General features: G+C 63.6%; 19 protein-coding genes. 8 read left to right on the top strand and 11 right to left on the bottom strand.

The genetic code is table 11. The features are described from left to right. Window positions 1-87: 87 nt before the first annotated feature. Both ABD791_RS04300 and ABD791_RS04295 read left to right on the top strand, forming a co-directional pair. Complete coding sequence (locus tag ABD791_RS04300) at window positions 88-1101, top strand: COX15/CtaA family protein (protein WP_345062600.1); 1014 nt, start codon at window positions 88-90, stop codon at window positions 1099-1101. Between the two features lie 114 nt (window positions 1102-1215). After that, window positions 1216-1842: a hypothetical protein gene (locus ABD791_RS04295; RefSeq protein ID WP_345062598.1), complete on the top strand. Its 627-nt coding sequence runs from the start codon at window positions 1216-1218 to the stop codon at window positions 1840-1842. Window positions 1843-1914: 72 nt separating this feature from the next. Here the strand turns inward: ABD791_RS04295 and ABD791_RS04290 are convergent, their stop codons facing one another. Beyond that, window positions 1915-2835: a heme o synthase gene (locus ABD791_RS04290; protein WP_345062596.1), complete on the bottom strand. Its 921-nt coding sequence runs from the start codon at window positions 2833-2835 to the stop codon at window positions 1915-1917. 275 nt (window positions 2836-3110) lie between these two features. On the opposite strand from ABD791_RS04290, the gene tkt reads away from it, so the two are divergent. Genes tkt through pgl form a run of 6 tightly spaced genes read left to right on the top strand, consistent with a single transcriptional unit; the run spans window position 3111 to window position 11306 of the window. Then, complete coding sequence (gene tkt, locus ABD791_RS04285) at window positions 3111-5204, top strand: transketolase (protein ID WP_345062594.1); 2094 nt, start codon at window positions 3111-3113, stop codon at window positions 5202-5204. Window positions 5205-5260: 56 nt separating this feature from the next. Then, complete coding sequence (gene tal / locus ABD791_RS04280; RefSeq protein WP_345062592.1) at window positions 5261-6382, top strand: transaldolase; 1122 nt, start codon at window positions 5261-5263, stop codon at window positions 6380-6382. A 2-nt stretch (window positions 6383-6384) separates the two neighbouring features. Continuing rightward, entirely contained in the window at window positions 6385-7992 is a 1608-nt protein-coding gene (locus ABD791_RS04275; RefSeq protein WP_345062590.1) for a glucose-6-phosphate isomerase, read from the top strand. Between the two features lie 40 nt (window positions 7993-8032). Next, on the top strand, window positions 8033-9574 hold the full coding sequence (gene zwf / locus ABD791_RS04270; RefSeq protein ID WP_345062588.1) for a glucose-6-phosphate dehydrogenase: 1542 nt from the start codon (window positions 8033-8035) through the stop codon (window positions 9572-9574). Then, window positions 9571-10533 carry a glucose-6-phosphate dehydrogenase assembly protein OpcA gene (locus ABD791_RS04265; protein ID WP_345062586.1) on the top strand — a complete coding sequence of 321 codons (963 nt, stop codon included), beginning with the start codon at window positions 9571-9573 and terminating at the stop codon, window positions 10531-10533. The genes zwf and ABD791_RS04265 overlap by 4 nt, the downstream gene beginning before the upstream one ends. 2 nt (window positions 10534-10535) lie before the next feature. Next, complete coding sequence (pgl, locus tag ABD791_RS04260) at window positions 10536-11306, top strand: 6-phosphogluconolactonase (protein WP_345064492.1); 771 nt, start codon at window positions 10536-10538, stop codon at window positions 11304-11306. Between the two features lie 83 nt (window positions 11307-11389). On the opposite strand, the gene ABD791_RS04255 is transcribed toward pgl, so the two are convergent. The 10 genes from ABD791_RS04255 to uvrA all read right to left on the bottom strand — a co-directional run bounded on the left by ABD791_RS04255 (window position 11390) and on the right by uvrA (window position 22862). Further along, window positions 11390-11758 carry an RNA polymerase-binding protein RbpA gene (locus tag ABD791_RS04255; RefSeq protein WP_345062584.1) on the bottom strand — a complete coding sequence of 123 codons (369 nt, stop codon included), beginning with the start codon at window positions 11756-11758 and terminating at the stop codon, window positions 11390-11392. A 38-nt stretch (window positions 11759-11796) separates the two neighbouring features. Next, window positions 11797-12048 carry a preprotein translocase subunit SecG gene (secG, locus tag ABD791_RS04250; RefSeq protein ID WP_345062583.1) on the bottom strand — a complete coding sequence of 84 codons (252 nt, stop codon included), beginning with the start codon at window positions 12046-12048 and terminating at the stop codon, window positions 11797-11799. Between the two features lie 178 nt (window positions 12049-12226). Continuing rightward, window positions 12227-13027, bottom strand: coding sequence for a triose-phosphate isomerase (tpiA, locus tag ABD791_RS04245; protein ID WP_345062582.1), 801 nt, complete (start codon window positions 13025-13027; stop codon window positions 12227-12229). After that, the gene (locus ABD791_RS04240; RefSeq protein ID WP_345062580.1) at window positions 13018-14232 is read right to left on the bottom strand and encodes a phosphoglycerate kinase; all 1215 of its coding nucleotides are present in this window, start codon (window positions 14230-14232) and stop codon (window positions 13018-13020) included. Before ABD791_RS04240 ends, tpiA begins: the two co-directional genes overlap by 10 nt. Before the next feature lie 10 nt (window positions 14233-14242). Beyond that, window positions 14243-15250, bottom strand: coding sequence for a type I glyceraldehyde-3-phosphate dehydrogenase (gene gap, locus ABD791_RS04235; protein WP_345062579.1), 1008 nt, complete (start codon window positions 15248-15250; stop codon window positions 14243-14245). 97 nt (window positions 15251-15347) lie between these two features. Next, a complete protein-coding gene (locus ABD791_RS04230; protein WP_345062577.1) occupies window positions 15348-15974 on the bottom strand; it encodes a superoxide dismutase in 627 nt (208 codons plus the stop codon). Between the two features lie 148 nt (window positions 15975-16122). Continuing rightward, the gene (whiA, locus tag ABD791_RS04225) at window positions 16123-17103 is read right to left on the bottom strand and encodes a DNA-binding protein WhiA (protein ID WP_345064490.1); all 981 of its coding nucleotides are present in this window, start codon (window positions 17101-17103) and stop codon (window positions 16123-16125) included. Between the two features lie 54 nt (window positions 17104-17157). Further along, window positions 17158-18033, bottom strand: coding sequence for an RNase adapter RapZ (rapZ, locus tag ABD791_RS04220; protein ID WP_345062575.1), 876 nt, complete (start codon window positions 18031-18033; stop codon window positions 17158-17160). Between the two features lie 62 nt (window positions 18034-18095). Next, window positions 18096-19982 carry an excinuclease ABC subunit UvrC gene (gene uvrC, locus ABD791_RS04215; RefSeq protein ID WP_345062574.1) on the bottom strand — a complete coding sequence of 629 codons (1887 nt, stop codon included), beginning with the start codon at window positions 19980-19982 and terminating at the stop codon, window positions 18096-18098. 15 nt (window positions 19983-19997) lie between these two features. Then, entirely contained in the window at window positions 19998-22862 is a 2865-nt protein-coding gene (uvrA, locus tag ABD791_RS04210; protein WP_345062572.1) for an excinuclease ABC subunit UvrA, read from the bottom strand. Window positions 22863-23108 lie beyond the last annotated feature (246 nt).

Genomic DNA, 23108 nt, shown 5'->3' with positions numbered 1-23108 from the left:
ACCTAATTCTACAGGTTGATCCACGGATATGTAGCGCCAGACTGCCCATTTGCTGACAGTTCCATGTGCAGAAGGAAGTTCCAGAACGTGACCGATCGAACCCCCGTATCCCAGCCATTCGTGAACCGGGTTGGGGCTTCGCTGGTGCGTGCAACGCGCGCTGTATTTGAGTTCTTCCTCCCCGATCACCTCTCGCGCAGAACCCGGGTGATCGCCTGGGTGTACCTGGCCGCGCAGATCCTCCTCGTCGGAACCGGCGGTCTCGTTCGGTTGACCAGCTCGGGGCTCGGCTGCCCGACCTGGCCGAGTTGCACGGCCGACTCACTGGTGAACACGCCGGAGATGGGCATTCACGGCGTCATTGAGTTCGGCAACCGACTCTTGGGTGTCGCGTTGGGGCTTCTCGCCATCGTCGCCTTCCTGGCCGTGGTGCGCGTGCGCACGGCGCGCCCCGACCTGTTCAAGCTCACTCTGCTGGCCGGCCTGGGCATTCCGGCTCAGGCCGTCATCGGTGGCATCAGCGTGCTCACCCAGCTGAACCCGTATGTCGTCGGATTCCACTTCATCGTCTCTGTGGTGCTTGTCGCGCTCTGCACCACGTTTGTGTACCGGCTGTACACCCCGGTCGGCCCGCGCGTGGCAGTGGCTCCACAGTGGTTTGCGACCCTCAGCCACCTCACCAGCGCTGTCGTCGCCATCACGATTCTGGTCGGCATCCTGACCACCGGTTCCGGCCCACACGCCGGCGACGCGGATGCCCCGCGCAACAACCTCAACTCTGAATTCCTGCAGCACGTGCACAGCTGGCCGGCCTATCTGACGCTGGCGTTGACGCTGGTGCTCGTGATCGCCGCGATCACGCTGCGCTTGGGATCGCTCCGCACCTGGACGGTCGCACTTCTGGCCGTCGAGCTGATTCAGGTGGGTGTCGGCCTCTGGCAGGCGCGTACCGGGTTGCCACCGTTCCTGGTCGGAATTCACATGGTGCTGGCCTGCTGCCTCGCTGCGGCGATGGTCGCGGTCATTCTGAACCTCAAGGCGCCGGCGACGGTTTCTACCGAAGCCGCCGACGCTCCGGCCAAAGCCGGCGTCAACGCTTAGTCAGTCTCAACTGGCTGCGAGGATTCCCGCCGAAACCGCGGTCAACGCCTAGCCCGTCCTCGCAGAGTCCCCCGCACCAACGCGTCAGACGGATGATCGCAGTAGTCTGCGGGCATGTGGCAGCGCGACGACGCCCCAAACCAGGATGCACCACCGCAGGATGAAGCGCGCTTGGCGGAGTTCGGGCCGCCCGTTTTCGGATTCGTGCCACAACCTCGCCTGCGTGAACGCGGCTGGAGTTGGTTCGCCCGCGACGGGGTGATCTGCGAAGCGCAGGCGCACTATTGGCTCGCCGATCCGAGCGGTGACTTTGCGTTCCGCGAGTCGCCGGGAGGCCTGCTGGGCACGGAGCTCCGCGGCTACGTCTTCACAGATGCCATCGGCTCCACCGGTCGCCCGGATGAGCCGGTGCACGCCGCGCTGGTTCAACATCTCGACTACGTGGTCGGTAACCATCAGAAGTCCCGTTACCAGCCCGGCACACCCCAATGGGTCGATCACGGCAGGTCGCGACGCACCGCAATCGAAACGGCCCCGGTTGAGCCCGCAACACTCACGCTCCTGCACGTGGCTCTGCCGTCAGTCGATCCTGCCGAACAGAACCTGGCCGTCGCGGGGGTCTCGGTGAGCACCGAGACCTTCGTTGCGATGGCCGCACGCATCGACGATCGAATCGTAACGATGGTCATCCATCACGCCGACCGAGACGCGATCGACATCCGTCTGACCCGTCGAGTTTGACACTTGCGGTCGAACTCCCCTGTTGTGCCGGGGCTTCTCGACCGGAAGTGTCAAACTCGACGCAGGGAGACGTTAGAAGGGCAACAGGGGGTCCACGCCGACCGCGACAAAGACCAGCGTGAGGTACGCGATCGAGCCGTGGAAGACCCGCATCGGCGAGACATGCTCGTGGCGAATCGCGAAGTTGTAGAGACGGTGGGTCTCGTAGATAAACCAGCCACCCGCGACCAGAGCCGTGAACGTGTAGAGCAGGCCCATGTCGGCGATCGGGATGAGCAGCAGCGAGCAGGCGACAGTGGCCCAGGCGTAGAGGATGACCTGCAGTCCGACCTGGGTGCGACCGCGCACCACGGCGAGCATCGGCACACCGGCGGCCTGGTAGTCGTCGCGGTACTTCATCGACAGCGGCCAGTAGTGCGGCGGTGTCCAGAGGAAGATGATCGCGAACAGGATGAAGGGCGGCCACGACAGGTCGCCGGTGACGGCAGCCCAACCGATCAGCACGGGCATGCAGCCCGCAACACCGCCCCAGACAATGTTCTGGGCGGTGCGGCGCTTCAGAATGAGAGTGTAGAAAACGACGTAGAGCAAGATGGCGCCGAGTGAGAGTACGGCGGCGAGCCAGTTGGTGAAAATTGCGAGCCAGGCGATCGACGCAGCGCCGAGCACCCAAGCGAACACGAGGGCCTGACGGTCGGTGAGTTCACCGGTGACCAGGGGGCGCCCCTTGGTGCGCTTCATCACCCGGTCCATGTCGCGGTCGATGTAGCAGTTGAAAGCCCCGGCGGAACCGGCACTCAAAGCACCACCGATCAGCGTGGCCAGCACGAGCCACAGATTCGGGATGCCCCGCTCGGCCAGGATCATCGTGGGAGCGGTCACCACGAGAAGCAGTTCAATCACCCGCGGCTTGGTCAGGGCGATGTACGCCTGCAGGGTGCGGCGGAAGCTACGCTGTCCACTCTCAGTGCGAGTCTTTACGGCGACGTCCATTGCTCCTCTAACGCTCTGCGATCCGTCCAATTCTAGGCCATTGGCATTTGAGTCGGACTGCCAGAGAGGATGCAGCGTGCTCACTGCACGGTTGCCGCCTGCCTCTCTATACTGAGAGAGTTCCCCCAACTCACAGTGAACACGCGACTGGAAGCCGCCCCGGCCTCCCTGTTGCCTCACCGCGACGCCAATGACGGCAACGGGCGCGCACACCTCTATTCAGGGAGCGGGTTGACGTCAACCTGCCCTCATTGCATTCAGAAGGGTCAGATCAAGTGGCAGCATTCCAGTGGGACTCCATTGACGACAAGGCAGTAGACACGGCGCGAATTCTCGCAGCGGATGCCGTTGAGAAGGTTGGAAATGGGCATCCTGGCACCGCCATGAGCCTCGCCCCCGCCGCCTATCTTCTGTTCCAGAAGGTCATGCGCCGCGACCCGTCCGACATGGACTGGCTCGGCCGCGACCGCTTCATCCTCTCGGTCGGCCACAGCTCACTCACGCAGTACGTGCAGTTGTACTTCGGCGGCTACGGCCTCGAGCTCGACGACATCAAGGCTCTGCGCACCTGGGGCTCTTTGACTCCCGGCCACCCCGAGTTCGGCCACACCAAGGGTGTTGAAATCACCACTGGACCGCTCGGCCAGGGCCTCGCCTCCGCCGTGGGCTTTGCATACGCCTCCCGCTTCGAGCGTGGACTGTTCGACCCTGAGGCCGAAACCGGCACCAGCCCGTTCGACCACTTTGTGTACGTCATCGCCGGCGATGGCGACCTGCAGGAGGGCATCACCGCCGAGGCATCCTCGCTCGCCGGTCACCAGCAGCTCGGCAACCTGATCGCGATCTACGACAGCAACCAGATCTCCATCGAAGACGACACCAATATCGCTTTCACCGAAGACGTGCACGCCCGATACGAGGCGTACAACTGGCACGTGCAGGTTGTCGACTGGAAGAAGACCGGCGAGTACATCGAAGATGTCGCCGAGCTCAACGACGCCATCGAAGCGGCCAAGGCCGTGACCGACAAGCCGTCGCTCATCATCCTGAAGACCATCATCGGATGGCCGAGCCCGAAGAAGCAGAACACCGGCAAGATCCACGGTTCGGCGCTCGGTGCAGATGAACTCGCCGCGGTCAAGGAAGTTCTCGGCTTCGACCCTGAGAAGAACTTCGAGGTGGCCGACGAGGTGCTCGCGCACACCCGTCTCGCGCTCGAGCGCGGCGCCGCAGAGCACGCCGAGTGGAATGTGGCGTTTGACGCGTGGGCCACGGCGAACCCCGACCGCAAGGTTCTGCTCGACCGCGTTCTCTCTGGCGAACTGCCCGATGGTGTCGATGAGGCCCTGCCGGTCTTCGCCGGCGGTACTGAGGTGTCCACCCGTGCTGCGTCCGGCAAGGTGCTCAACGCACTCGGACCGGTCATCCCCGAGCTGTGGGGCGGCTCAGCCGACCTCGCCGAGTCGAACAACACCACGATCGCCGGTGGCGCGTCGTTCATTCCGAGCGAGCACTCCACTCACGAGTGGACCGGCAACCCTTACGGCCGCGTGCTCCACTTCGGCATCCGCGAACACGCGATGGGCGCCATCCTGAACGGAATTGCCCTGCACGGCAACACGCGTGCCTTCGGCGGAACCTTCCTGATCTTCAGCGACTACATGCGCCCGGCAGTGCGTCTCGCCGCGTTGATGAAGGTGCCGTCGATCTTCGTCTGGACCCACGACTCCGTCGCCCTCGGTGAAGACGGACCGACCCACCAGCCGATCGAACAGCTTGCGACGCTCCGCGCCATCCCCGGACTCGACGTGGTGCGCCCCGGCGACGCCAACGAGACCGCCTGGGCCTGGAAGACGATCCTCGAGCGACGCAATGGCCCGGCCGGCATCGCTCTGACGCGTCAGAACATTCCGGTGTTCGAGCGTGGAGAGGGCGACGCCGTCGGCGACGTCTTCGCCTCCGCCCAGAACACCTCGAAGGGCGCCTACGTGCTCGCCGAGGCCGCAAACGGTACTCCAGACGTCATCCTCATCGCGACGGGCTCCGAGGTTCAGCTCGCCGTCGACGCCCGTGAGGCGTTGAAGGCCGACGGCATCAACGCCCGCGTCGTCTCTGCCCCGAGCCTCGAGTGGTTCGAAGAGCAGTCGGACGAGTACCGCGAGTCGGTTCTGCCGGCAGCGATCACCGCTCGGGTATCGGTTGAGGCCGGAATTGCGTTGACATGGAATAGCTACGTCGGTGACAAGGGTCGCAGCGTTTCGATCGAACACTTCGGTGCGTCGGCCGACTACAAGACCCTGTTCCGCGAATTCGGAATCACGACTGAGGCCGTTGTTGCCGCAGCCAAGGACTCACTCGCCGCCCACTGAGCGCAGCTCACCGTTCGCGCTCGAACACGGCGCAGCAATTGAAGGAGAAACACATCATGACTGAAACCACTCCCCTCGCCCAGCTCTCGGCTGCCGGCGTCAGCATCTGGCTCGACGACCTCTCGCGTGACCGCATCGTTTCGGGCGGCCTGCAGAAGCTGATCGAAGAGAAGAACGTCGTCGGTGTCACCACCAACCCGACGATCTTCGCCAACGCCCTCGCCAACGGCACCTCGTACAGCGAGCAGGTCGCCGAACTCGCCGCCAGCGGCACCAGCGTTCACGACGCAGTCTTCGAGATCACCACCGACGATGTGGCAGCCGCCTGCGACATCTTCCGCCCGGTCTACGATCGCTCCAACGGCGTTGACGGCCGTGTCTCGATCGAGGTCGAGCCCGGTCTTGCCAACGACGCAGCCGGCACCATCGCGCAGGCGCAGCAGCTCTGGGCCAAGGTCGACAAGGTGAACGCCATGATCAAGATTCCGGCGACCATCGCCGGCCTCGAGGCGATCACCGAGACCATCGCGCTCGGCATCAGCGTCAACGTCACGTTGATCTTCAGCCTGGAGCGTCACCGTCAGGTCATCAACGCCTACCTGTCCGGTCTCGAGAAGGCCAAGGCAGCAGGCATCGACCTGTCGACCATCCACTCGGTTGCCTCGTTCTTCGTGTCGCGTGTCGACACCGAGATCAACAACCGCCTCGAGGTCATCGGCACGGATGCCGCACTCGCGTTGAAGAGCAAGGCCGGCGTTGCCAACGCCCAGCTGGCCTACCAGGTCTACGAGCAGGCTTTCGCCAGCGAGCGGGCCACCGGCCTTCTCGCCGCCGGAGCCAACAAGCAGCGTCCGCTGTGGGCGTCGACCGGTGTCAAGGACCTGTCGCTGCCCGACACCCTCTACGTGACGAACCTCGTCGCTCCCGAGGTAGTCAACACCATGCCGGAGAAGACCATGGAGGCGACGTTTGACCACGGCGTCATCCCGGCCGACTCGGTGACCGGTTCCTACGAGGCAGCGAATGCCGTCCTCGACGAGCTGGCAGCCCTCGGCGTCTCCTACGACGACGTCACCCGCGTTCTTGAAGAAGAAGGCGTCTCCAAGTTCATCGTTTCGTGGGATGAACTGCTGGTGACCGTGACCAACGCTCTCGCAGCCGCCAAGGTCTCGGCGTAGCGTTGAGTTTTCGCATCTCGGTAAGCGGTGCGGCAGCTGACGCTGTCCGCACCGCAGTGCCCGTGCTGGTCGACGATCTCGTCGCCTCCAGCATCACCGCGCTCGACCCCGCTCTCTGGGGTGCAGCGGCGGAAGACGAAGCGAGCAAGCGACTCGGCTGGACCGAGTCTGTGGCAATCTCACGCCCCCTCGTACCCGAGATTCTCGCACTGCGTGAGAGCCTCCTCGAGAAGGGCGTGACGCACATCGCCCTCGCGGGCATGGGTGGGTCTTCACTCGCTCCTGAGGTCATCACGCGCACCGCAGGCGTCGAATTGACGGTTCTGGATTCGACCGACCCCGGCCAGGTTCTGGCCGCGCTGAGCGACCGACTTGAGTCGACGGCTCTCGTGGTCTCGTCGAAGTCGGGCTCAACTGTCGAAACCGACAGCCAGCGTCGCGTGTTCGAGCGTGCCTTCGTCGCGGCAGGAATCGATCCGGCTGAACGGATCATCGTCGTGACCGATCCGGGTTCGCCGCTCGAGGCATCCGCCACCGAAGCCGGCTACCGCGTCTTCAACGCCGACCCGACGGTCGGCGGACGCTACTCGGCATTGACCGCTTTCGGTCTCGTGCCGTCCGGTCTGGCCGGCGTCGACATCGCTGAGCTTCTTGACGAGGCGGAGTCGATCTCCCTGGCGTTGGCCATCGATTCGGCCGAGAACCCCGGCCTCGTGCTCGGTGCGGCAATCGCTGCCACCTCGCCCCGCCGGGACAAGTTGGCAATCGTCGCAGACGGCACCCACATCGTGGGGTTCGCTGACTGGGTCGAGCAGCTCATTGCCGAATCGACAGGCAAGCTGGGCACCGGAATTCTCCCCGTCGTTCTCGACACCGATGCACCCGAACTCGCCGAGAACTTGGCCGATGTTCAGGTCGTGCGTGTTGTCGACGACGCCGGGCTCGAGATCTTCCCCGCACACGACAGCTCGGGTGAGATTCGCGTCAGCGGAACTCTCGGAGCCCAGTTCCTGGTCTGGGAGTACGCGACCGTCGTCGCGGGTCGTCTGCTTCAGATCAACCCGTTCGACCAGCCAGACGTCGAGTCGGCGAAGATCGCGACACGCGGTCTTCTCGATTCCCGCCCGGAACCCGAACCCGCCGCCTTCATCTCTGACGGCATCGAGGTGCGGGGCACCCCGCACGTCATCGGCGCGGCAAGCGACCTGGCTTCAGCGGTCGACGCTCTGCTCGAAGAGCTCGGGCCAGACGGCTACGTTGCGGTACAGGCGTACGTCGACCGACTCGCACTGCCTGAATTGGTGCAGGTGCGGGATCTGTTGGCTTCGCTCTCCCACCGCCCGGTCACCTTCGGCTGGGGACCGCGATTCCTGCACTCCACCGGACAGTTCCACAAGGGTGGGCCCGCCACCGGTGTGTTCCTGCAGATCTTGGCAACTCCGGCCGAAGATCTCGACATTCCCGGCCGCCCGTTCACCTTCGGTGAACTCATCCAGGCCCAGGCCAGTGGTGACGCGAGCGTGCTCGCCGAGCATGGTCGTCCGGTATTGACCCTCACGCTGACCCAGCCGGCGTCGAACCTCACCACACTGTTCGACGCGCTGCGCTAGCTGCACAACACGTCTCTTCAAAGCTTTTCAAAGGAGCTGCATGTCCCCGGTGGAAATCACCCCGGAGTTCAACCCGCTGCGTTCGCCGTCTGACTATCGCCTTAATCGGATAGCCGGACCGTCGAGTCTCGTCATCTTTGGCGTGACCGGTGACCTCTCGCGTAAGAAACTCATGCCCGCCGTCTACGACCTCGCAAATCGTGGCCTGTTGCCTCCCGGCTTCGCGCTTGTCGGGTTTGCCCGGCGCGACTGGGATGACCAGGACTTCATGAAGGTTGTCTACGACGCCGTCAAGGAGCACGCGCGCACCGATTTCCACGAGGATGTCTGGGCGCAGCTGGCCGAGGGCATCAGATTCGTGTCGGGAACATTCGACGACGATGCAGCCTTTGAACGGCTCAAAGAGACGATTGACGAGCTGGATCGAGAGCGTGGAACCATGGGCAACCATGCGTTCTACCTCTCGATCCCGCCGAAGGCGTTCCCACAGGTGACGGAACAGCTCCGTCGATCGGGGCTCGCCGACCAGAAGGAAGGCCAGTGGCGCCGCGTCGTCATTGAGAAGCCGTTCGGCAGCGACCTGAAAACGGCTCGCGAGCTGAACGCGGTTGTCGAATCGGTCTTCCCGCCCGACTCCGTCTTTCGCATCGACCACTATCTCGGCAAAGAGACGGTGCAGAACATCTTGGCGTTGCGCTTTGCCAACCAGATGTTTGAACCGCTGTGGAACGCCAACCATGTCGACCACGTGCAGATCACGATGGCCGAAGACATCGGAGTGGGCGGCCGTGCCGGCTACTACGACGGAATCGGCGCCGCACGCGACGTCATCCAAAACCACCTGCTGCAGCTCTTGGCGCTCACCGCCATGGAGGAGCCGATCTCCTTTGACGCCGCAGATCTCCGCACCGAGAAAGAAAAGATCCTCGCCTCGGTGCGTCTCCCCGACGATCTGGGCACCGGAACCGCGCGCGGCCAGTATGGCGGCGGTTGGCAGGGTGGCAAAAAAGTGCTCGGTTTCCTCGAGGAAGACGGCATGAACCCGGAGTCTCTCACCGAGACCTACGCAGCACTCCGCCTCGAGATCGATACTCGTCGCTGGTCGGGTGTGCCGTTCTACCTGCGTGCCGGCAAGCGCCTGGGGCGCCGCGTCACCGAAATCGCCGTCGTGTTCAAGCGTGCACCGCAGTACCTTTTCGCCGCGAGCCAGACCGCCGAACTCGGTCAGAACGCCCTCGTCATCCGCGTGCAGCCCGACGAGGGAGTCACCATCAGGTTCGGCTCGAAGGTTCCGGGCGTCGGCATGCAGGTGCGCGATGTGACGATGGACTTCGGCTACGGCCACGCATTCACCGAGGCCAGCCCCGAAGCCTACGAGCGACTCATCCTCGACGTGCTCCTCGGCGACCCGCCGCTGTTCCCCCGCCACGAAGAAGTCGAACTTTCGTGGAAGATCCTCGACCCGATCGAGGAGTACTGGGCGAACCAAGGCCAGCCGGAGCAGTACCGCCCCGGCACCTGGGGCCCCGATTCCGCTGATGAACTGATGGCCCGCGACGGCCGCACCTGGAGGCGTCCATGATCGTCGATCTGCCTGACACCACGACCTCGAAGATCTCGAAGGCCCTGGTCCGTATTCGTGAAGAGGGTGGCGCTGTCGCCCTCGGGCGCGTGTTGACCCTGATCATCGCATCGACGCACGGACACGAAGAAGTCGCGATTGAAGCGGCGAACGACGCATCCCGTGAGCATCCGATGCGGGTCATCGTTGTTTCGACTGCTGCAGTCGATCGTCCGGACCCGGATGCCGAAGCACGGGTCGACGCTGAGATTCGCGTCGGCGGCGACGCCGGCGCCAGTGAGGTCATCGTGCTGCGCGTCTATGGCGAAGCAGGAGCCGACCCGGAGAGCCTGGTGACCGGGCTGCTGCTCCCCGACGCTCCCGTTGTCACCTGGTGGCCGGGCGACGCACCCATCATTCCGGCGGAGTCACCGCTCGGCCGTATTGCCTACCGCCGCATCACTGATGCGTCGGCGCAGTCCGACCCTCAGGCGGCGCTTCACCGCCTCTGCACTACCTACCGCCCGGGCGACACCGACTTCGCCTGGACCCGGTTGACGCTGTGGCGCGCCCAGCTGGCCGCGGTGCTCGACCAGCCGCCCTACGAATCAATCACCGCCGTCGAGGTGACCGGGGCGGCCGACTCCCCCTCGACCGCGCTGCTCGCCGCCTGGCTGCAGATGCAGTTGAAGGTTCCGGTCGACTACGAGCTGACCACCGGCCCCCTGGCGAACGGCATCCACGGGGTGCACTTCACCCGCGCATCGGGAGTCATTTCTCTGCAGCGCGAGGTTCCGGATGTGGCCACTCTCGCTCAGCCAGGTCAGCCGACTCAGGATCTGACGCTCAAACGTCGGAGCCTTCGCGACTGTCTCTCCGACGAACTCCGCCGGCTCGACCCCGATGAACTGTATGGTGAAGTCATCACGCACGGTTTGCCGCACCTCGCCGACGCCGTCGCACAACAGGCCGGAGTATGACTGTGACAAACGAACGACGTGTATTGGTGCACTCGGACAAGCTGGCGCTTGCCGGCTCTGTCGCCGCACGGTTCATCACGAAGACCGTTGACATCCTCGATGACCTCGGCGAGGCACACGTTGTCTTGACCGGCGGTTCGGTCGGCATCGCCGTGCTCGAGGCCATCAATGCCTCCTCGGCGCGCGACAGCGTCGACTGGTCAAAGGTGAGCTTCTGGTGGGGCGACGAGCGCTGGCTTCCTCGCAACGATTCCGAACGGAATGAGTTGCAGGCACGCGCCGCGTTGCTCGACCACATCGCCGTTCCCGCTGAGAACGTACATCCCTTCGCCGCATCAGACGACGGGATCACGTTGGAGGATGCCGCACTCGCCTACGCCGCTGAGTTGGTCGAGGCAGCACCGTCTGGTGCTGCGTTCCCGCGTTTCGACATCACATTTCTCGGCGTCGGTGCTGACGGACACATCGCCTCGCTGTTCCCGCACCTCAGCGGCATCCGTGAGACCGAACTGTCAGTGGTCGCGGTCACGAACTCCCCCAAGCCTCCGCCGGAGCGCCTCAGCCTGACCCGTCCGGCGCTGAACTCGTCGGATCGCGTCTGGCTGGTGTTGGCGGGCGCTGACAAGGCGTCAGCCCTCGGGCTGGCCTTGGCCGGTGCGAGCCGCGACGAGGTTCCGGTGGCCGGAATCAAGGGCCGCCGACGCACGGTGTTCTTTGTCGATGGAGCCGCGGCGGCAGAGGTTCCGTCGAACCTGATCGCACCCAGCTACTAGTCAAAACGGCACGGTTAACAAAACTGTGGCCCAGCTGATGAAAATCAGCTGGGCCACAGTTTTTTACTTTGAGTTCTTCAACTCTAGTTCGTTGCCGTGAGCTTTCCGCGACGGATGCGCAGCTGCACGAGCGCCTCTTCGAGAAGCGACTCGGCTTCTTCTTCAGTGCGGCGCTCCTTCACGTAGGCGAGGTGCGTCTTGTAAGGCTCAAGCTTGGCGACCGACGGAGGGTTCTCCTTGTCGCGACCAGCCGGCAAGCCGGAGGTCGGGCAGTCGATCGTCTCGGGGATCTCTTCATCGGGCAGGTTCGCCGCGAAGTAGCGGACCGTCTCGTTGCCGAGGGCGTCCCAGTAGGAGACCTTGATGCGGTCCGCGTGGAAGCCACGGTCCTGCTCGCCCATGGGGCCAGCTCCAACACGGGAGCCGCGAATTGCGCTACCACCAGATGCCATTGTGTTCCTCTGCTAGAAATCTAAGTGTGTGTTGGGCGTCAGGCGCCGGTGTCGAACTTGGTGATCAGACCAAGCACGACGATCGTCGAGATCCAGAGCAGACCCAACACAACGGTGAAACGGTTGAGGTTGCGCTCGGCAACTCCCGATGAACCGAGGCCTGATGTCACGCCGCCTCCGAACATGTCTGACAGGCCGCCACCGCGGCCCTTGTGCAACAAAATAAGCATGGTGAGCAGGAGGCTCGTAATACCGAGCAGAACCTGCAACACAACCTGGAGAATCTCCACGCGAAACCTTTCACAAAGCGGTGGGCATGGGGGCACCACCAGGGCCACTGGCAATTATAGCCTGACGGTCGTCCCCGACCGGGAACGACCCGCACGGACTCGTCGAACAAAGCGTTGGTCGGCGGGCACCGAAAGGCCCGTGCGGGCCGGCAATCGCCGGCCGACACGGGCCTTTTTACTACAAACCGACGTGCTTCTGGTAACGCACGATGCTCGAGAACTCGGGGATGTCGAGGCTGGCGCCACCGATGAGTGCTCCATCAACGTTCGGCTCACGCATGAAACCGGCAATGTTTGCCGCCTTCACTGAACCGCCGTAGAGGATGCGGGTCTTGCCGGCAACGTCGTCGCCGAGCAGTTCCTGAATCAGAGCGCGCAGTGCCGCAGCGACCTGCTCTGCCTGTTCCGGGGTGGCAGCCTGTCCGGAGCCGATGGCCCAGACCGGCTCGTAGGCGACAACGAAATCTGCCGCGTTGGACACACCGGCTAGAGCCGCGCGCAACTGGGCCACCGGCACAGCGCTCGGGCCGTGCTCGGCGAGGTCTTCGGCGGTTTCGCCGACGCAGATGACCGGAACCAGGTTGTGGCCGAGGGCCGCAGTCACCTTGGCGGAGACAACATCATCAGTCTCGTTGTGCAGGGTGCGACGTTCTGAGTGGCCGATCAGCACGTACTGGCATTCGAGCTGGGCCAGGAACGCGGCTGAAACCTCACCGGTGTAGGCGCCTGACTCATGCATCGAGACATCCTGTGCACCGAAGGTCAACGGAAGCTTGTCAGCTGAAATCAGTGTCTGCACCGAACGCAGGTCGGTGAACGGCGGAAAAACCGCAACCTCGACGGTCGCGAAATCGTGGTTCGCGTCTTTCAGGCTCCAGGCCAGTTTCTGCACGAAAGCGATCGCCTGAAGATGGTCAAGGTTCATCTTCCAGTTGCCCGCCATCAGCGGGGTGCGACGTGGGTTGATGGTTACGCCCATCCGAGGACCTCCAGTCCTGGCAGTCGCTTACCCTCGAGGAACTCGAGACTGGCGCCACCGCCTGTTGAAATGTGACCGAATTGGTCGTCGTTGAAACCGAGAATACGCACGGCTGCGGCTGAATCGCCACCGCCGACAACGCTGAGGCCGTCGACCTCGGTGAGAGCCGCGGCGACGGCACGTGTGCCCTCTGCAAACGGAGCCAGCTCGAACACGCCCATCGGGCCGTTCCAGAACACCGTCTTCGACTCACGAATGATTGCGGCGAACGCCTGCGCAGTGTCTGGCCCGATGTCGAGGCCGAGTCCTGACACGCCGAACGGGGTCTCTTCGATGGAGTCGGCGGCAGTGACGGCGATCTCGGCGTCAGCACCGAACTTCGATGCCACGACGACATCCGTCGGCAGCACGATCTTCACACCGAGACGTTCTGCCTCAGCCAGGTAGCCGCGCACGGTGTCGAGCTGGTCGGCTTCGAGCAGGCTGGAACCGACCTTGTGGCCCTGTGCAGCGAGAAAGGTGAACAGCATTCCGCCGCCGATGAGCAGGGAATTCACCCGCGGGAGCAGGTGGCCGATCACGCCGAGCTTGTCGGAGACTTTGGAGCCGCCCAAGACAACGGTGTACGGCGCCTCCGGGTTCGCGGTGAGGCGATCGAGCACATCGAGCTCTGCAGCGATCAGAAGACCGGCAGCGCTCGGAAGAATCTGGGCGAGGTCGTAGACGCTCGCCTGTTTGCGGTGAACGACGCCGAAGCCGTCGGAGACGAGTGCGTCGCCCAACTCGGCCAGCTGCGCGGCGAACGCGCCACGCTCGCTGTCGACCTTGCTGGTCTCCCCCGCGTTGAAACGCAGGTTCTCGAGAACGACGATTTCTCCGTCGGCCAACGCTGCGACGGCATCCGTGGCGGATGCGCCGACCGTGTCAGTCGCGAAGGCAACCGGGCGCCCGATGAGCTCGCCGAGGCGTGCTGCAACCGGGGCCAGGCTGTACTTCGGGTTCGGCTCCCCGTCGGGGCGCCCGAGGTGGGAAACAACCACCACACGGGCGCCCTCGGCGAGAAGCGCGCTGAGAGTGGGCAGTGACGCCCGCACACGACCGTCGTCGGTAATCCGCCCATCGTCCAACGGTACATTCAGGTCACAGCGGACGATGACACGCTTGCCGCGAAGCGACCCGAGCGATTCAATGGTGCGAAGCGTCACTGCTCTTCCCCTACAGGCTCTCTGCGACGAACTCGGTCAGGTCGACGAGACGGTTGGAGTAGCCCCACTCGTTGTCGTACCACGAAGCAACCTTGACCTGGTCGCCGATCACCTTGGTGAGGCCGGCGTCGAAGATCGAGGAGTGCGGGTCGCCGACGATATCGCTCGACACGATCGGGTCTTCGGTGTACTTGAGGATGCCCTTGAGGGGGCCCTCAGCTGCAGCCTTGTAAGCCGCGTTGACCTCTTCGACGGTGACCGGGCGCGAGGCCGTGACGGTCAGGTCGGTGATCGAGCCGGTCGGAACCGGAACGCGCAGGGCGTAGCCGTCAAGCTTGCCGATGAGCGCGGGGATGACCAGGCCGAGGGCCTTGGCTGCACCGGTCGAGGTGGGGATGATGTTCGCGGCGGCAGCGCGGGCACGGCGCAGGTCGCTGTGCGGGCCGTCCTGCAGGTTCTGGTCTGCGGTGTAGGCGTGAACCGTGGTCATCAGGCCACGCTCGATGCCGAAGTTGTCCATGAAGACCTTGGCCAGAGGGGCCAGGCAGTTCGTGGTGCAGGAAGCGTTGGAGATGACGTCGTGGATCGCTGCATCGTAGACATCCTCGTTAACACCGAGGACGATGGTTGCAACGTTGTCGCCGGTGGCGGGAGCCGAGACGAGAACCTTCTTGGCGCCGGCAGCGATGTGCTTGCGGGCCAGTTCTGCCTTGGTGAAGAAGCCAGTCGACTCGATGACGATGTCAACGCCCAGCTCACCCCAGGGGAGGTTGGCGGGGTCGCGGTCGGCGAGCACCTTGATGCGGTGGCCGTTGACGACGATGGTGTCACCGTCGAGCTCAACCGTTGCGTCGAGACGACCGGTGATCGTGTCGTACTTCAGGAGGTGAGCAAGCGTCTTCGGGTCGGTGAGGTCATTGACCGCGACGATTTCGAGCTCGCTGCCCTTGGCAAGCGCTGCTCGGAAGAAATTACGACCGATGCGGCCGAATCCATTGATACCGATCTTTACAGACACAGATAACTCCTGTTACTGAGGGCGCCTGAGGCGCGTTGGGTGGTGAACAAGAACGGACGCCGGTGTCCCGTGGATGGGTCCACGGGACACCATCACGCTATGACAGTAGCAGCAGGCCGTTGGTCTTCTCGCGCGCGGTTTCGAAGCGCTGCTGCACGTTTGACCAGTCGACGATGTTCCAGAACGCCTTGACGTAGTCGGCACGCACGTTGCGGTAGTCGAGGTAGTAGGCGTGCTCCCAGACGTCGAGCATGAGCACGGGAACAGTGCCGGCAGCGAAGTTGGCCTGCTGGTCGAAGAACTGCTGAACGATCAGCTGCTGCCCGATGGAGTCCCAGGCGAGAACTGCCCAGCCGGATCCCTGAACGCCCAGCGCGGTGGCCGCGAAGTGAGCCTGGAACTTGTCGAATGACCCGAAAAAGTCGTCAATTGCCGAGGCGAGTTCACCGGTGGGCTTGTCGCCACCGTTCGGGGACATGTTGGTCCAGAAGATTGAGTGATTGACATGGCCGCCGAGGTTGAATGCCAGGTCTTTCTGCAGCTTGTTGACGTTGGCGAGATTGCCGGAATCGCGGGCTTCGGCCAGCTGTGCCAGGGCGGTGTTCGCACCCGTCACATACGCCTGGTGGTGCTTGCTGTGGTGCAGCTCCATGATGGCCCCGCTGATGCTCGGTTCCAGCGCCGAGTAGTCATAGGGCAGGGCGGGCAGAGTGTATTCGGGCATTCTTTTCTCCTCTGTGAGTTGCCGGTCGGCAGGCTCGGTCATCGAGCGCGCTCACCAGCGTTGTGAACGACATTTTCAGTCTAGTCAGATCGAAAAGTGTCACTCGGGTCAACCGGGGACACACTCAATCGATTCCTCGATTGACGATTTAGACGTCGTCGAGGTCGGCAGGAAGGTTGGCGTCGGTGCCCGGGATGTTCAAGTCGACCGCCTTTTTGTCAGCCATCGCAAGCAGACGACGGATGCGTCCGGCGACGGCATCCTTGGTCATCGGTGGCTCAGCGTGGTGGCCGAGCTCGTCGAGGCTCGAGTCGCGGAACTTGAGACGCAGTTCACCGGCATACCTGAGGTGCTTCGGGATGTCGTCGCCGAGGATCTCCATGGCGCGATCAACGCGGGCACAGGCAGCGACAGCGGCCTGAGCCGAACGGCGCAGGTTGGCGTCGTCGAAGTTGACCAAACGGTTGGCCGTGGCGCGCACTTCGCGGCGCTGGCGCAGTTCTTCCCAGTTGAGCACGGTGTTTGCCGCGCCCATCTGGATCAGCATGGCGCCGATCGCATCGCCGTCGCGGATGACGACGCGGTGGATGCCGCGCACCTCACGGGCCTTGGCGGCCACACCGAGGCGTCCTGCCGCACCGACGAGGGCCATGGCCGCTTCGTTGCCAGGGCAGGTGATCTCGAGGGCTGCCGAACGACCGGGGTCGGTCAGGGTGCCCTGAGCCAGGAACGCGCCGCGCCAGATGGCCGCGACTTCTTCTTTGGATCCGGTGGTCAGGCGGTTCGGCAGACCACGAATCGGCCGACGACGGGCGTCGAGCAGGCCGGTCTGGCGGGCGAGAGTTTCGCCGCCTTCGAGCACACGCACGAGGTAGTGGTTGGTACGACGCAGTCCGGACGCGGGGATCACGGTGGCCGTGCTGCGCACGCCGTAGAGTTCGGCCAGGTCTTTGCGCACCCGACGGGCAAGCAGCGGGGTGTCAAGTTCGGACTCAATTGCAATGCGACCCGAGATCAGGTGCAGCCCGCCGGCGAAACGAAGAATCGTCGCCAGCTCTGCGGCCCGCACGGAGGTCTTCGAAACCTCGACGCGGGTGAGTTCGTCTTTAACGTCGGCGGTGAGTGCCAATCGTATTTCCATTCTGTTGTTCTGGCCGACTTCTGTGGTGTACAGCGGCCGTAGTTATTCGCGCCCCAGGTCGCGGTGCTTGATGCTGACCGCAACGCCGGGAAACTGAGAAATCAAGGATGCGATTTCAATGGCAATCGCGACCGAGCGGTGTTTTCCGCCCGTGCACCCGATCGAGATGGTTGCATGTCGCTTGTTTTCGCGCTGATAGCCGGCCAAGACCGGCTCCAGTGCTGCCGCATAGAGGTCGATGAATTCGCGTGCACCGGTTTGAGCCAGTACGAATTCACGCACCTGCGCATCCAGTCCATTGTGTGAACGGAGCTCTGGTACCCAAAACGGGTTCGGAAGGAAGCGGGCATCGGCGACAAGGTCAACATCCGTTGGCAACCCGTACTTGAAACCGAAGCTCATAATTGTAACCTGCACACCGGCGGTGTTTTCATCAGCGAAGCGCTCGGTGATGGTCGTGGCCAGCTGGTGGATGTTCAGATCCGACGTGTCGATGACACTGTCACTCGACTCGCGCACCGCCTTCAGGCGTGCGCGTTCCGCGGCGATCCCGTCGAGCAGCGTGCCCTCGCCCTGCAACGGGTGGGGGCGCCTGACCGATTCGAACCGGCGAACCAGAATGTCGTCGCGCGCTTCGAGAAAAATCACCCTGACTTGGCTGCTGTTGCGCAGCGACTGCACAATCTCCTGAAAATCGCTGAAAAAATCACGGCCACGGATGTCGACGACGGCTGCGATCTTCGGCAGATTCGTGCCGGCCCGAGACACCAGCTCGACCAGCGGTCGCAGCATCTGCGGGGGCAGATTGTCGACGACGTACCAGCCAAGATCTTCGAGCGCGTTGGCGACGGTCGAACGACCTGCGCCGGACATTCCAGTGACGATCAGCATCTCCTGCTGTTCGTTCTCCGTTGTCATCGTGGATTACGCCTTCGTTCGAGGGGAAGTCTGTCCCCTCAGCCTACCGACCGCCTGCCTGATCAGGCGCGTAAATGCTGGTGAATCGTCGCGGCCAGGGCCGGCCCGATCCCGTGCACGTCGGAAATCTCCTCGACCGAAGCTTCTTTCAGTCTGGCAACCGACCCGAAGTGCCGAAGCAACACCTTGACTCTGGCCGGCCCCAGACCCGGAACCTCGCCGAGCACGGAGCCAATGTCGCGCTTGCGTCTGGCGCGTTGATGGGTGATGGCGAAACGGTGGGCCTCGTCTCTGATGCGTTGGATCAGGAACAGGGCGTCGCTGTTGCGCGGCAGAATCACCGGATAGTCCGAGTCGGGAAGCCAGATTTCTTCGAGCCGTTTCGCGATGCCGCACAGTTGTATGCCGGTGACGCCCGATTCCTCGAGCGCGCGGGCGGCGGCAGCGACCTGGGGCTGCCCGCCGTCGACGATGAGCAGATTGGGGCGGTAGCGAAACTTCTTGCGCTTCGTCGCGGCAGACTCCTCCCCAGGCGTCCCTTCCGCCTCGGCTGCTGCTGCATCCGCTGCCGGCGAGAGATACGCCAGCCGGCGCGTCAGGGTGCGGTAGAGCGAGTCGGTGTCGTCGGTCGACTCCGGAATGGTGAACCGCCGGTACTCGTCTTTGCGCGGAAGACCATCTTCGAAGACGACCATCGACGCGACGATATTCGTGCCGCCGAGGTGGGAGACGTCGTAGCATTCCATTCGCAGCGGGGCATCGGTCATGCCCAGCGCCTCCTGGATATCCTCGAGGGCCTTCGACCTGGCCACGAAGTCTGAGCTGCGACGCGACTTGTACAGGATCAGCGATTGCTTGGCGTTCTGCGTTGCCGTCGCCAGCAAGGCGGCCTTCTCACCGCGCTGGGCCGCGACGAGCTTCACCTTGCGATTCGAGATCTGGGCGAGCCATTCGTCGAGCGCCTCGGCGTCGTCGGGCAGCTCAGGAACGACGATCTCGCGCGGAGGTGGATTGTCAGCGTTGTACACGGTCTGCATGATCGAGTCAATGAGTTCGCCGGTCGAGACATCGAGTTCTTTGTCGACCATCCAGCCACGCACACCGCGGATGCGCCCGCCACGCACGATGAACTGCTGAACCGCCGCCGCGAGCTCGTCCTGCTCGATACCGAACAGGTCGATGTCGACGCTGTCCCGCAGCACCACGGCGCTCTTCTCCAGTACCGCCTCAAGGGCGAGAGCCTGGTCACGGCGCTTCGCGGCGAGTTCATAGTTCTGCTCGGCTGCCGCCTGCTTCATCTCAGCGGTCAACGAATTGATCAGTTTGCGGTCTTGACTGGTCATGAAGCTGACGAAGTCGTTGACGACGGCGCGATGCTCCTCAGAGGTGACCTTCTGCGAGCAGGGGCCGAAACAGCGGCCGATCTGGCTGGCGAAACACGGCTTGCCGCTCTGCATCGCGCGTTTGTAATTGGCGGCGTTGCAGGTGCGGATCGGAAACGCCTTGAGCATCAGGTCGATGGTTTCGTGCACCGCCCAGACCTTCGGGTACGGCCCGAAATAGCGGGCTCCCTTGATGCCGGTGGTGCGGGTGACGAGTGCCCGTGGTGCCTCATCGGCGAGCGTCACCGCCAGGTAGGGGTAGCTCTTGTCGTCTTTGAATTGCACGTTGAACGGCGGATCGAACTCGTTGATCCAGAACCATTCGAGCTGCAGCGCCTCTGTCTCGGTGCCGACGACGGTCCACTCGACGCTGCTCGCCGTCGTCACCATCCGCCGGGTGCGCTCATGCAGGCTCGTGAGCGGAGCAAAATAGTTGCTGAGCCGGGCGCGCAGGTTCTTCGCTTTACCGACGTACAGCACGCGACCGGTTTCGTCGCGAAACCGATAAACACCCGGGGTAGTGGGAATCTCGCCGGTCTTCGGCCGGTAGCTCAGAGCATCTGACATCGTTCGCTCGCTCGCTTAGTTCGCGGCGAGAACCTCCTTGAGGAAGGTGCCGGTGTGGCTTTTCTTGACAGTGGCGATGTGTTCTGGCGTGCCGGTGGCGAGCACACGCCCTCCCCCGGAGCCGCCCTCCGGACCCAGGTCGATCACCCAGTCGGCCGACTTGATCACGTCGAGGTTGTGCTCGATCACGATCACGGTGTTTCCCTTGTCGACCAGGCTGTTCAAAACCAGCAGGAGCTTGCGCACATCCTCGAAGTGAAGACCGGTCGTCGGCTCGTCGAGCACGTAGACGCTGCGCCCGTTCGAGCGTCGCTGCAGTTCGGTCGCCAGCTTCACCCGCTGTGCCTCGCCGCCCGACAGCGTCGTGGCGCTCTGCCCCAGACGCACATAGCCGAGGCCGACCTCGACGAGCGTCTTGAGGTATCGGTGGATGGCTGAGATCGGTTCGAAGAACTCGGCTGCCTCGCTGATCGGCATGTCGAGTACTTCGGCGATGTTCTTGCCCTTGTAGTGGATGGTCAGCGTCTCACGGTTGTACCGCGCACCCTGGCACACCTCGCAGGCGACGTAGACGTCGGGAAGGAAGTTCATCTCGATCTTGATGGTGCCGTCGCCAGAGCAGGCCTCACAGCGCCCGCCCTTGACGTTGAAACTGAACCGGCCGGGCAGGTAGCCGCGGGCCTTCGCCTCCATCGTCTCGGAGAATAGGTTGCGGATGCGGTCGAAGACACCGGTATAAGTGGCCGGGTTCGAGCGCGGCGTGCGCCCGATCGGGGCCTGGTCGACGTGAATAACCTTGTCGAGGTGGTCGAGCCCCGTCACCCGGCTGTGCTTGCCCGGCAGCTTGCGGGCGCCGTTCAGCTGGTTGGCCAGCACCCGATAGAGGATGTCGTTGACCAGCGATGATTTGCCGGAACCACTGACTCCGGTGACGGCGGTGAATGTGCCGAGGGGGAAGGTGACCGACACCTTCTGCAGGTTGTTCGCCGCAGCCCCTGTCACTTTGATCTCGCGTTCGGGATCGAGCGGGCGACGTGTCTTCGGGGTCTCAATCGACTTGCGCCCCGACAGATAGTCGGAGGTGAGCGACTTCGTGTTTCCGAGCAGGTCATCGTAGGAGCCGGAGTGCACCACGTGACCGCCGTTGACGCCGGCGCCCGGCCCGATGTCGACAATCCAGTCCGCCGTGCGAATCGTGTCTTCGTCGTGCTCGACGACGATCAGGGTGTTGCCCAGGTCGCGCAGCGCGACGAGGGTCTCAATCAGGCGGCGGTTGTCGCGCTGATGCAGGCCGATGCTCGGCTCGTCGAGAACGTAAAGCACTCCGGTCAAACCGGATCCGATCTGGGTGGCCAACCGGATGCGCTGCGCCTCGCCGCCCGACAGCGTGGCTGCTGCCCGAGCGAGGTTGAGGTAGTTCAGGCCGACCCTGATCAAGAAGTCGAGGCGCGCCTTGATCTCGCGCAGCACCTGCGCGGCGATGGCCGCCTCGCGATCGGTGAGCGTGAGCGTGTCCATGAACTCACGGGCGTCGCTCAGGCTGAGCGCGCAGACATCCGCGATGCTCGCGTCGTAGACGGTGACGGCCAGCACTTCTGGCTTCAGCCGCGTGCCGTCACAGACGGGGCAGTTGACCTCGCGGAGGTATTCGGCCCAGCGCTGCCGCTGAGTGTCGGTCTCGGCCTGGAGGTACTGGCGTTCGATGTAGGGAACAACGCCTTCGAAGCCGGAGGTGTAGCTCATCTCGCGGCCGTAGCGGTTTTTCCACTTCACCTTGACTTCGAAGTTGTCGCCGCGCATCACAGCGTTCTGCACCTCGGGGCTGAGTTTTTTCCACGGCGTGTTCAACGAGAAGTCCAGGTCGCGGGCGAGACCGTCGAGAAGTTTTTCGTAGTACTGGAAGAGCCCCTTGCCCTGCGTCGTCCAGGGCAGCACAACGCCTTCGGCGATGCTGAGGTCCGGATCGCCGAGCAGCAGGTCCTGGTCGACGGACATGCGGGTGCCGAGCCCCGAGCACTCGGGGCAGGCGCCGAACGGCGCGTTGAACGAGAAGGTGCGCGGTTCGATCTCGGTCAGCTGCACCGGGTGGTTGTTCGGGCAGGAGAGCTTCTCGGAGAAGCTCTGCCAGGCCTCATCACCTTCGCGGTCGATGAAGTTGATCTGCACCAGGCCATCGGTGAGTTTGAGGGCGGTCTCGAGGGAGTCGGTCAGACGCCCGAGCAACTCGGGGCCGGCGACGAGGCGGTCGACGGTGACCGAGATATCGTGCTTTTGCTGCTTCTTCAGCGTCGGCGGCTCGCTCAATTGAATCTGGGTGCCGTCGACGACCGCACGGGAGTATCCACTGGCGGCCAGCTCGCTGAAGAGGTCGACGAACTCGCCCTTCTTCTGCGAGACGACGGGGCTGAGGATTTGGTAACGGGTGCCGGTCTCGAGTTCCATCAGCTGATCGGCGATCTGCTGCACAGTCTGCGACTGAATCGTCTCGCCGCAGATGGCACAGTGAGGCACGCCGATGCGCGCCCAGAGCAGACGCATGTAGTCGTAGATCTCGGTGATCGTGCCGACAGTGGAGCGCGGGTTGCGGTTGGTCGACTTCTGGTCGATCGACACCGCGGGGCTGAGGCCCTCGATGAAGTCGACGTCTGGCCGGTCGACCTGGCCGAGAAACTGCCGGGCGTAGGCGCTCAGCGACTCAACATAGCGACGCTGACCTTCGGCGAAGATGGTGTCGAAGGCGAGCGACGACTTGCCAGAACCCGAGAGCCCGGTGAAGACGACGAGAGAGTCACGAGGAATCTCCAGGTCGACGTTATGGAGATTATGCACACGTGCGCCGCGCACGCTGAGCTTGGACCCGTTTACCTTCGAAATTGACACTCGTCGAGTCTATGCAGTGCTGCCTCCGAAATGCCTGGTCCGACACGCGCTCTGAGCGAACATATGTTCGATCTTTCCGGACGGTGATCGAGCCGCACCCTGTGGTGGAGCCGCATCCGGTGATCGAGCCTGTTCGGTGATCGAGCCTGTCGAGATCCGGCGAGCCGGTCTCGAGGTCGGCCCACCAGGTCTCGACAGGCTCGACCGACGGGCTGGCTCGCGGCACATGTATGGGAAGCGGGCACA

The sequence above is a fragment of the Glaciibacter kafniensis genome, from assembly GCF_039538945.1.
Taxonomy (GTDB): domain Bacteria; phylum Actinomycetota; class Actinomycetes; order Actinomycetales; family Microbacteriaceae; genus Cryobacterium; species Cryobacterium kafniensis.
Note: the sequence above shows the minus strand (reverse complement) of the source record. Positions and strands in the feature narration are given on the sequence as shown.